This is a genomic window from Paenibacillus kribbensis (assembly GCF_002240415.1).
Lineage (GTDB): Bacteria > Bacillota > Bacilli > Paenibacillales > Paenibacillaceae > Paenibacillus > Paenibacillus kribbensis.
In genome coordinates this window covers 5,461,403-5,472,500 of record NZ_CP020028.1, presented here as the reverse complement: position 1 = coordinate 5,472,500, position 11,098 = coordinate 5,461,403, and the positions used below count along the sequence as shown (strand labels likewise).

7 protein-coding genes, 8 tRNA genes and 1 rRNA gene (1 of these 16 only partly in view) are annotated in these 11,098 nt (G+C 48.2%); all 16 read left to right on the top strand.

What is annotated here, in order from left to right:
* Positions 1-2,667 (top strand): 23S ribosomal RNA (locus B4V02_RS24475) (it extends 261 nt beyond the left edge of the window).
* Positions 2,668-2,789: 122 nt separating this feature from the next.
* A tRNA-Ser gene (locus B4V02_RS24470) sits at positions 2,790-2,881 on the top strand.
* A 31-nt stretch (positions 2,882-2,912) separates the two neighbouring features.
* Positions 2,913-2,989 (top strand) — tRNA-Met (locus B4V02_RS24465).
* A 10-nt stretch (positions 2,990-2,999) separates the two neighbouring features.
* Positions 3,000-3,075: transfer RNA gene (locus B4V02_RS24460), tRNA-Val, on the top strand.
* A gap of 4 nt (positions 3,076-3,079) precedes the next feature.
* A tRNA-Thr gene (locus B4V02_RS24455) sits at positions 3,080-3,155 on the top strand.
* 16 nt (positions 3,156-3,171) lie between these two features.
* A tRNA-Asp gene (locus B4V02_RS24450) sits at positions 3,172-3,248 on the top strand.
* Between the two features lie 78 nt (positions 3,249-3,326).
* A tRNA-Phe gene (locus tag B4V02_RS24445) sits at positions 3,327-3,399 on the top strand.
* A gap of 9 nt (positions 3,400-3,408) precedes the next feature.
* Positions 3,409-3,494: transfer RNA gene (locus B4V02_RS24440), tRNA-Tyr, on the top strand.
* A gap of 7 nt (positions 3,495-3,501) precedes the next feature.
* A tRNA-Lys gene (locus B4V02_RS24435) sits at positions 3,502-3,574 on the top strand.
* A 148-nt stretch (positions 3,575-3,722) separates the two neighbouring features.
* The gene (locus tag B4V02_RS24430) at positions 3,723-4,865 is read left to right on the top strand and encodes a PucR family transcriptional regulator (RefSeq protein WP_094156775.1); all 1,143 of its coding nucleotides are present in this window, start codon (positions 3,723-3,725) and stop codon (positions 4,863-4,865) included.
* Between the two features lie 103 nt (positions 4,866-4,968).
* Positions 4,969-6,093, top strand: coding sequence for an ABC transporter ATP-binding protein (locus tag B4V02_RS24425; RefSeq protein WP_007428126.1), 1,125 nt, complete (start codon positions 4,969-4,971; stop codon positions 6,091-6,093).
* 340 nt (positions 6,094-6,433) lie between these two features.
* Complete coding sequence (hprK, locus tag B4V02_RS24420; RefSeq protein ID WP_094156774.1) at positions 6,434-7,372, top strand: HPr(Ser) kinase/phosphatase; 939 nt, start codon at positions 6,434-6,436, stop codon at positions 7,370-7,372.
* Between the two features lie 42 nt (positions 7,373-7,414).
* Complete coding sequence (gene lgt / locus B4V02_RS24415) at positions 7,415-8,470, top strand: prolipoprotein diacylglyceryl transferase (protein ID WP_094156773.1); 1,056 nt, start codon at positions 7,415-7,417, stop codon at positions 8,468-8,470.
* Complete coding sequence (gene ppaX, locus B4V02_RS24410; RefSeq protein WP_094156772.1) at positions 8,467-9,120, top strand: pyrophosphatase PpaX; 654 nt, start codon at positions 8,467-8,469, stop codon at positions 9,118-9,120. The genes lgt and ppaX overlap by 4 nt, the downstream gene beginning before the upstream one ends.
* Positions 9,117-9,611, top strand: a complete 495-nt coding sequence (locus B4V02_RS24405) for an acyltransferase (RefSeq protein WP_007428130.1) — start codon at positions 9,117-9,119, stop codon at positions 9,609-9,611. Before ppaX ends, B4V02_RS24405 begins: the two co-directional genes overlap by 4 nt.
* A gap of 144 nt (positions 9,612-9,755) precedes the next feature.
* Positions 9,756-10,907, top strand: a complete 1,152-nt coding sequence (locus tag B4V02_RS24400) for an acyltransferase (protein ID WP_094156771.1) — start codon at positions 9,756-9,758, stop codon at positions 10,905-10,907.
* Positions 10,908-11,098 lie beyond the last annotated feature (191 nt).

Below are 11,098 nucleotides of genomic sequence, written 5' to 3'. Positions count from 1 at the left end.
GCGGATTAGCCCAAACCAGGGAGCTTGCTCCCTGGGGTTGTGGGACGTCTCACATGGAGTTACAAAGGAACCGGTTAGATGAAGAGGTCTGGAAAGGCCCGCCAGAGAAGGTAAAAGCCCTGTAGTTCAAAACCTGTTCCCTCCGAGACGGATCCCGAGTAGTGCGGGGCACGTGAAACCCCGTATGAATCCGGCAGGACCATCTGCCAAGGCTAAATACTCCCTGGCGACCGATAGTGAAGCAGTACCGTGAGGGAAAGGTGAAAAGCACCCCGGAAGGGGAGTGAAATAGATCCTGAAACCGTGTGCTTACAAGAAGTCAGAGCCCGATCGATGGGTGATGGCGTGCCTTTTGTAGAATGAACCGGCGAGTTACGTTCCCGTGCAAGGTTAAGGTGAAGAGCTGAAGCCGCAGCGAAAGCGAGTCTGAATAGGGCGAATGAGTACGTGGACGTAGACCCGAAACCGGGTGATCTACCCCTGTCCAGGGTGAAGGTGCGGTAACACGCACTGGAGGCCCGAACCCACGCATGTTGAAAAATGCGGGGATGAGGTGGGGGTAGCGGAGAAATTCCAATCGAACCCGGAGATAGCTGGTTCTCCCCGAAATAGCTTTAGGGCTAGCCTCGGAAAATAGAGTCGTGGAGGTAGAGCACTGATTGGGTGCGGGGCCCGCAAGGGTTACCAAGCTCAGTCAAACTCCGAATGCCATAGACTTACTTCCGGGAGTCAGACAGTGAGTGCTAAGATCCATTGTCAAAAGGGAAACAGCCCAGACCATCAGCTAAGGTCCCCAAGTGTGTGTTAAGTGGGAAAGGATGTGGAGTTGCACAGACAACCAGGATGTTGGCTTAGAAGCAGCCACCATTGAAAGAGTGCGTAATAGCTCACTGGTCGAGTGACTCTGCGCCGAAAATGTAACGGGGCTAAACACACCACCGAAGCTATGGCTTGATGCTTTGCATCAGGGGTAGGGGAGCGTTGAATGCGGGTTGAAGGTGTACCGGAAGGAGCGCTGGACTGCATTCAAGTGAGAATGCCGGTATGAGTAACGAAAAGATCTGTGAGAATCAGATCCGCCGAAAGCCTAAGGGTTCCTGAGGAAGGTTCGTCCGCTCAGGGTAAGTCGGGACCTAAGGCGAGGCCGATAGGCGTAGTCGAAGGACAACAGGTGGAAATTCCTGTACCACCGTAATCCGCTATGAGCGATGGGGTGACGCAGTAGGGTAGTGACGCGGACTGATGGATGTCCGTCCAAGCAGTGAGGCTGGTGTGTAGGCAAATCCGCACATCGTAAGGCTGGGCTGTGATGGGGAGCGAAAATTGCAGTAGCGAAGGTCATGATCTCAGACTGCCAAGAAAAGCCTCTAGCCAGGAGAAGGTGCCCGTACCGCAAACCGACACAGGTAGGCGAGAAGAGAATTCTAAGGCGCGCGGAAGAACTCTCGTTAAGGAACTCGGCAAAATGACCCCGTAACTTCGGGAGAAGGGGTGCCTCGGTAGGGTGAATAGCCCGAGGGGGCCGCAGTGAAAAGGCCCAAGCGACTGTTTAGCAAAAACACAGGTCTGTGCGAAGCCGCAAGGCGAAGTATACGGGCTGACGCCTGCCCGGTGCTGGAAGGTTAAGGGGAGTGGTAAGCTCGCAAGAGCGAAGCTATGAACCGAAGCCCCAGTAAACGGCGGCCGTAACTATAACGGTCCTAAGGTAGCGAAATTCCTTGTCAGGTAAATTCTGACCCGCACGAATGGCGTAACGACTTGGGCGCTGTCTCAACGAGAGATCCGGTGAAATTTTAATACCTGTGAAGATGCAGGTTACCCGCGACAAGACGGAAAGACCCCATGGAGCTTTACTGCAGCTTGATATTGAATTTGGGTACGATCTGTACAGGATAGGTGGGAGCCGTCGAGCCTTGAGCGCCAGCTTGAGGGGAGGCATCCTTGGGATACCACCCTGATCGTATCTAGGTTCTAACTTGGTACCGTAAGCCGGTACGAGGACAGTGTCAGGTGGGCAGTTTGACTGGGGCGGTCGCCTCCTAAAGAGTAACGGAGGCGCCCCAAGGTTCCCTCAGAATGGTTGGAAATCATTCGAAGAGTGCAAAGGCAGAAGGGAGCTTGACTGCGAGACCTACAAGTCGAGCAGGGACGAAAGTCGGGCTTAGTGATCCGGTGGTACCGCATGGAAGGGCCATCGCTCAACGGATAAAAGCTACCCTGGGGATAACAGGCTTATCTCCCCCAAGAGTCCACATCGACGGGGAGGTTTGGCACCTCGATGTCGGCTCATCGCATCCTGGGGCTGAAGTAGGTCCCAAGGGTTGGGCTGTTCGCCCATTAAAGCGGTACGCGAGCTGGGTTCAGAACGTCGTGAGACAGTTCGGTCCCTATCTGTCGTGGGCGTAGGAAATTTGAGAGGAGCTGTCCTTAGTACGAGAGGACCGGGATGGACGTACCGCTGGTGTACCAGTTGTTTCGCCAGAAGCACAGCTGGGTAGCTATGTACGGAAGGGATAAGCGCTGAAAGCATCTAAGCGTGAAGCCCCCCTCAAGATGAGATTTCCCAGTATGTAAGACCCCTTGAAGACGACGAGGTAGATAGGTTGGGGGTGGAAGTGCAGCAATGCATGGAGCTGACCAATACTAATCGGTCGAGGGCTTATCCTAAAGATAAACGCAATGGAGTTTCGGATCCAGTTTTCAGGGTGTAACACCTTGAATTAGGCTTAATATTCAGTATAATATGTAGAATAACTAGCTTGATTATCGCTAAGTGCGTCTATTTATTTGGAGAGATACCCAAGTGGCTATAAGGGGACCCTCTGCTAAGGGGTTAGACTGCGAAAGTGGTGCGAGGGTTCGAATCCCTCTCTCTCCGCCATTTAGGACAAGCTTGCGAAACATTATGTTATGGCGGTGTAGCTCAGCTGGCTAGAGCGTACGGTTCATACCCGTGAGGTCGGGGGTTCGATCCCCTCCGCCGCTACCATACATACCCAGGAGGCTTAGCTCAGCTGGGAGAGCATCTGCCTTACAAGCAGAGGGTCGGGGGTTCGATCCCCTCAGCCTCCACCACCGTGCCGGTGTAGCTCAATTGGTAGAGCAACTGACTTGTAATCAGTAGGTTGGGGGTTCAAGTCCTCTCGCCGGCACCATTTATGAAAAATATAGGGAACTGTGGTGTAGAGGCCTAACATGCCTGCCTGTCACGCAGGAGATCGCGGGTTCGAATCCCGTCAGTTCCGCCATTTTTCAATATCATAGTTTAACCGTACTAAAGTGGGAAGGGGAATCCCTCCGCACTTTATTTTTTTGTTAATGGGTATGGCTCGGTAGCTCAGTCGGTAGAGCAGAGGACTGAAAATCCTCGTGTCGGCGGTTCGATTCCGTCCCGAGCCACCTTTATATGGAGGATTAGCGAAGTGGCCAAACGCATCAGACTGTAAATCTGCTCCCTTACGGGTTCGGTGGTTCGAATCCATCATCCTCCACCAGTTTTATGAGCCATTAGCTCAGTTGGTAGAGCACCTGACTTTTAATCAGGGTGTCGAAGGTTCGAGTCCTTCATGGCTCATCGAAAGTCATCAACTTAGGTTGATGGCTTTTTTTGTGCTGTTTAAGTTATGTTTTTAATCACTTTTTTATTTTACGGTATCGACGGGTTATAATGGGTTCATTATGTTCGCTTTGTGCATATTCAAAAAAAGTGAAGTGGTGATCGTGTGACTCTGAATACGGAATGGATTCAGCAACAGCTTCAGAATATTATTCAAGCGCCTTTTACCATAGTGTCCTGGTGTTCGGAAATGACGGCAGAAGGTCAATCAGCAGATTCAGTTATGCCGAATAGATCGTTTATACGTGATAACAAGTTATATTTCCCGTTTTGTGCTTCGGTGGGTGAGCTGGCTGCCTTTATGGTAGAGGCCAGACACTTGACCGATCGGGAACGACAGTTGGTAGAAGCGCTGTTGGGGAACATGGAACAGGTTTGGCAGAATGGGGCACAATTGTCGATGAATCCGATGTATAGCGAGGAAGAGCGGATGAATCGTTTTGGACAATGGCTTATACAGCAGGCTGCCAATCTGCACAGTGAAGAAGAGATTCCCGAAGAGTTGCAGCTTCACGATTCACTATCGGCGTGTATGGTTCCGATTTTACTGAATGGTGAGGGAACACAGGAGGGTGGGATTGCCTTCCCGCAGCTGCATCGACTGTTAGCCAGTTATTTTGGTGGAGAGGTGCTGCTTGTTCCACTCGATAAGCAATCTTGGTTGATTATGGCTAAAAAAGAGCTTCTGTTAGGAGCAGACGACGAACGGGATAAAGATGCTGAAACCAGGGATACGGATTTTACAGAATCGCTGGAGGAGGTCCTTACGGCTTTTAGCTTGGGCTTATACGAGCTTATTGCGAATGAGTGGGTGGGTGTATTCCATTTGGCGGTATCCAAGCCGTTAATTCCTGCACGAAATCTACCCAAAGAGCTGAATATGTTATGGGAGACGATCCACCTTGGGAAAATTTTTCATGTAACAGAGCACATCCACTTTTCATGGGAGCTTCATTTGGAAAGGCTGTTAAACCGCATTCCCAAGGAACAACGGATACTATTTTTGGAGCAGCTAATGAAGTCGTCTGTCATATTGAAAGACCCAGAAACGGCAGCTACATTGGATATCTTTTTTCAACTGGACTGTAATGTAAGTGAGACAGCTAAGCGCCTGTATGTACACCGGAATACGCTAATTTACCGTCTGGACAAAATTAAACAGGAGACGGGATTGGATGTGCGGACATTTAATGACGCAGTTTTGGTGAAGCTTTATCTACTATTGTATAAAGTGACAAAAAGGAAATAGCATTTTTGTGCAGTTTGCGAATAGCCATGCTTTGGGGACTAGGGTAAGATACAAGTAGAAAATGTATTCGATTTCAAAACTTGACCTTGGGGAGGCAAAAGCTATGGCTGGCGTACGTTTAGAGCATATTTTCAAAAAATATCCGGGTGCAGATAAAGCTACGGTTGTTGATGTCAATTTGGACATTCAAGATAAAGAATTTCTCGTATTGGTTGGTCCTTCCGGCTGTGGGAAATCTACTACACTCCGTATGATCGCTGGTCTGGAGGAAATCTCGGACGGTAAATTGTACATTGGAGATCGTGTTGTGAACGACGTGGCTCCAAAGGATCGCGATATCGCGATGGTATTCCAGTCTTATGCCTTGTATCCGCATATGAACGTGTACCAAAACATGGCTTTTGGTCTGAAGCTTCGCAAGGTGAAGAAAGAAGAAATTGATAAACGTGTACGTGAAGCAGCTAAAATCCTTGATATTGAGCATCTGCTCGATCGCAAGCCGAAAGCGCTGTCGGGTGGTCAGCGTCAGCGTGTTGCCTTGGGACGTGCGATTGTACGTGATCCGCAAGTCTTCCTGATGGATGAGCCACTGTCCAACCTGGATGCCAAGCTGCGTGGTCAGATGCGTGCGGAAATCACGAAGCTGGCTAAGCGTCTGGAAACGACTGTAATCTACGTAACCCATGATCAGGTCGAAGCAATGACCATGGGTGATCGGATCGTAGTCATGAAGGATGGTATTATCCAACAAGCTGCATCCCCGGATGAACTGTACAACCGTCCAGTGAATTTGTTCGTGGCTGGTTTTATCGGCTCTCCTACAATGAACTTTATCTCAGGTAAGCTGGTTGAAAAAGAAGGCGCGTTGCATTTCACAGCACCAGGTCTGGAGCTGTTCGTGCCTGAAGGTAAAGGTCAGATTTTAAAAGCGAAGGGCTATATCGGCAAAGAAGTGATCTTGGGTATCCGTCCTGAGGATATTCATGAAGAGCCTGTATTCCTGGAGGCTTCTCCGAATACGATCTTTACATCCACGGTGGACGTAACGGAAAATCTTGGTCACGAAATGCTGTTGTACCTGAGTGGTGCCGGAAATGATACGATTATTGCTCGTGTAGACGGACGTTCCAATACTCGTGATGGTGTCAAAGCGAAGTTGGCTGTCGATATGAACAAGGTTCATATTTTCGATAAAGAATCGGAATTGAGCATTTTGGTTGGTGAATAAGATCAGCCTGTAAAGAGAGTCGCCGTTTTCCCGACCGGAAAATGGCGGCTCTTTTTGTATATGTCCTACAGCTACCAGCTTCGGCATTGCATTCGTTAGAAAATTCCGATACGATGGGTACAATGGTACAGGTCTGGGTTCAGGCAAGCTTTGTAGCAGGGTTATATGTGAGATTATTCAAACGGTCGGAACCAGAGGCAGCCTGAAATCATATGTTTGAATGCAGCGAGGCTTGGGCTGGTACAGGATGGACTGGCGTGAGGCTGTATAGTTAATAGGTAAAGCTACATAAATCAAATAACGTATAGAATCCGGTTTTGCAGATGAAGGAGAGAATACGATGGCTAAAAAGGTAAAGGTATCCGAGCTTGTACAGCAGTTTCAAATGGAGGTTATTTCCGGTGAAAAGGGTCTGCGCAGACTCATCACAGTCGACGATTTGAATCGTCCGGGTTTGGAGATGGCCGGGTATTTTGAATACCATACACAAGAGCGGGTGCAGCTTTTGGGGAGGTCTGAGTTGGCTTTTCTGGGTATGCTGCCTCCTGAGGAGAGACGGGATCGGATGGAGCGTCTGTGTACAGAGCTGACTCCATGTATCATTATCACTCGTGCTTTGGAAGTACCTGCTGAGTTAGTGAAGGCGAGTGCTGAGCGAGATGTACCTGTACTGCGAACCAATATGGCGACGACGATTTTATCAAGCCGCATTACGGGTTTTCTGGAAAGAAAGCTGGCTCCTACAGCGACCATTCATGGTGTATTGTGTGATGTGTATGGCGTAGGTATGCTTATCACAGGCAGCAGCGGGATTGGTAAAAGTGAAACGGCGCTGGAACTGGTTAAGCGTGGACACCGCTTGGTAGCGGATGATGCGGTAGAAATTCGGCAAACGTCTGATTTTCAGCTGCATGGTACTGCACCTGAGTTGATCCGTCACCTGCTGGAAATTCGGGGCGTGGGCATCATTAATGTGATGACGCTGTTTGGGGCAGGTGCTGTTCGTAATAACAAGCGGATTACATTGGTCGTCCGTCTGGAGGCATGGCAACAAGACAAGCAGTATGACCGTCTAGGCCTGGATGAAGAAACGACACGTATTATTGATACAGATGTTCCGCTCGTTACGATTCCAGTTCGTCCGGGCCGAAATTTGGCTGTTATTATTGAGGTGGCAGCGATGAACTATCGTTTGAAACAAATGGGCGTTAACGCAGCCCTGCAATTTACGAATAAGCTGACCGCTACGATCTCCGAAGATATGGAAGATATGGATTAAGGGCCGGTGTTTGCAAGGAAGAAAAAGGAGTGAGCGAAACATATGTCAACGGCAACATTATTGCTGAATCCGATTGCTTTTTCCATCGGGGCAATTAAGGTCCACTGGTATGGGCTAATTTTGGGGCTGGCGGCGCTTGTGGGTTTATATCTGGCCATCCGTGAAGGAAAAAGATTCGGTATTCCGCAGGATTTTTTTATGGATATGCTGCTGCTAGGCGTCCCATCGGCTATTATTGGAGCGCGTATTTATTATGTGGCCTTCAAGTGGGAAGACTACAGAGATAATCTATGGGATGTTTTCAAAATTTGGAATGGCGGTATTGCGATCTATGGCGCGTTGATCGGCGCGATCATATGTGCAGTCATTTATTTCCGCTATAAAGGATATAACTTCTGGCGTATCGCTGATATTTGTGCGCCGGGTCTACTGATCGGCCAAGCGATTGGACGCTGGGGTAATTTTGTCAATCAGGAAGCTTACGGTGGACCGACGGAAGAAACCTTTTTGCGGAATCAACTGCATTTGCCGGATTTTATTGTGAATCAGATGAATGTTAACGGAGTATTCCACCACCCTACGTTCCTGTATGAATCGCTGTGGAGTATCGTAGGCGTGATTTTGTTGCTTGTGATTCGCCGGATGAAGTTTGTACGTGCGGGTGAAATGTTTGCATTTTACTTCATTTGGTACTCTATCGGTCGCTTTTTCATCGAGCGGGTGCGGACGGACAGCTTGGCTTTTCAGGGGCCGGACTGGATGGCTTCTTTTCTGAATGCTCTGTGGTCCCCTATGGTGTGGCTAGGGTTTGAACCAGGGTACTTGGACCCGAATTACGGCAACGTACGGATTTCACAGCTGCTTGCTATTTTCATCATTGTAGCTGCTGTAATTTTCATCCTGGTTCGTCGCCGGAAGGGTTCATCCGTTGCGAGATATAGCGACCCGATTGTCTCCAGTAAGATGGGGATTGATCAGGTACCTGACGTGACGCCAGAGCAAGCATCCCGCCCAGGACAAGAGACGGTTCCTCCAACTGTTACAGCGGATAAGCATCCTAAGGAAGAAACGGACGAGGACAAGAAGGAGCATCTATGATAAACACGATTTTGTTTGATTTGGATGGCACCATCATGGATACGAATGAACTGATTATCAGCACGTTTTTGCACATTTTGAATCATCCGGATGCTGATCCGCTAACTCGGGAGCATATTATTCCCCATATGGGTGGAACGCTGGAAGATCAGCTCCGTACTTTTTCGGGATTAACGGATGTATCTGAGCTAGTTAAAGGCTACCGTGCTTATAATCAGGTTCACCATGACCGAATGGTGAAGCCATTTCCGTATGTGATTGAGGTTATTCAGGAGCTTCGTGCGCGAGGAATTAAGCTAGGGGTCGTGACAACCAAAATACGACCATCCACGATGCGCGTACTTGATCTGTTCAATCTGACCTCCTCGATGGACTATATTGTGACGGTAGACGATGTGGAGCATCCGAAGCCGCATGCAGAGCCAGTGCTTAAAGCATTAGCTGGCTTGAATGCTGCCGCGGAGCATACGTTGATGGTCGGAGACAGTTCCTTTGATATTTTGTCAGCCCAGGCGGCAGGTGTGAAATCTGCGGGTGTTGCTTGGTCGCTCAAGGGCGAGGAAACGCTGCGTGGATATGGACCAGATTACATGCTGCATGATATGCGCGACTTGCTGAAGCTGGAGCTTCAAGGTGTCAATGTATCGTGAGGAAGGTAAAACGCTATCCCGTAGAAGGTCCTAACGCGTTATGGCAGATTTATCGGACGGTGAGCCCTTGGAAAGGCGTTAAAAATTTTATTTTTATACAGCTTGCCCGGTATTGTCCTGTGCTTTCTCTGAAAAACGTCATTTACCGCAAAATGCTGGGTATGAAGGTGGGGCAACATTCGGCCTTCGGACTGATGGTCATGGTAGATGTTTTTTTTCCAGAGCATATTACGATAGGAAACAATTCAGTTATCGGATATAACACGACCATACTGGCCCATGAATACCTAATACAGGAGTATCGTATCGGTAAAGTGGTGATTGGCGATCATGTGTTGATCGGTGCAAACACGACCATTTTGCCAGGTGTCACCATCGGTGACGGAGCTATCGTAGCTGCCGGAGCGGTGGTGCATAAAGATGTGCCTGCTGGAGCGTTTGTAGGCGGTAATCCATTGCGTGATTTGAGACGCTCCGGTGTAGGCGAATAATAAATAGCACAGCAAGAAGGTCTCTTATAGATTAAGGGGCCTTTTTGCGCTGTTTTTTTGTATAATAAGTAGGGTAATGGATGTTGGTTATGTTTAAAAATAGAAAATAAATATATTTACAAGGCGATATGGGAGCGTGTTGATTTGGTCAAAAAGGAACGTATACCGGAGCTTGATATTTATCGGGGAATATTGATTGCAGCCGTTGTTACTATTCATGCGACTTCAATGGCTTTGATTGATGCACGTCATTCTCTATTATTTTATCCTTTTTTATTTTTAAATGTGTTTAGCAGTTTTGCAGTGCCGGTGTTTATTTTTGTGAGCGGGTTTGTATTATTTTACAATTATGTGGATAGGCCGCTTCGAGGTAAGAGTATGCTTGTGTTTTTTCGGAAAAGACTGATGTTTATTGTGTTACCCTATGTTTTGTTTTCACTTCTCTACTATTTGACCTTGGTGACACGCGGACTGATGCCGCTCAGTGATCTTCCGCTGGTGCTGTTAACAGGAAAGGCATATACGCATTTGTATTATGTTATTATCATTATCCAATTTTATTTGGTCTTCCCGCTGTTGTTGTGGGGAGTGCAGCGTTTAAGGCAATGGATATGGAGCCCACGGAGAGCCGCCTTTGTTATTTTGGCAGCAGGGTTGGTCATTCAATGGGGGTTTGTATTACTGAACAAATACGTATGGGGAGTGGAAAGAGGAAGTCTTGCGATTACATATATCAGTTATTTTGCTTTGGGTGCTGCTGTAGCGATTGGATATGAAGGGTTTAAAAAGTGGCTTTTTCCGTTGCCTGGGACGTCAATTGGTCGCAGACAGCTGGTCAGCTGGTGTGCCTTGTGGGCGGTTTGGCTATTCGTGGGTATAGCTTATGTGCAGATATGGTTTGTAGCATATCGCAAAGCCATCTATGCAGACTCACTGGTCTATGAACTGCTCCGAAATGCACATGCCCTCTTATCTGCGCTAGTGCTGTTTCAGTTTTCTGTTTTCTTCTATCGTCATGCGAATGCTAGGCTGCGAGCGTGGATCAGTTGGATGGGGGCATGTTCTTTCGGTATTTATTTACTTCACCCGGCATTATTGCGAGTGTATCGCAAGCTGGATCTGCATGGAACGCCAATAGAATACATTTTCTCCATTGCCGGCGGATGGTTGCTGGCACTGTTTGGCTCCTGGTTGATTGTAACATTATGTTTTCGATATCTACCGTTTTCCTGGGTCGGATTGGGCACGATTCCGAAACTGCCTTCCCAGACTAAAGGCGAGCAGGTGAGTGGCTAAATAATTTTTAGATGGACTGTTGGCTGAGAGGCTGGCAGTCTTTTTTTTGATTCTAGCAAGAAAAATTTCCGCTACGCGCGATCTTGCTTCCATAAAGTATGTCATTAGATGATTTTCTTATAGGATTTATGAATTCGGCAGTGGATACAATACAGAGAGGGGCAGCGCATTGACGAGAACTCTAAAAATGG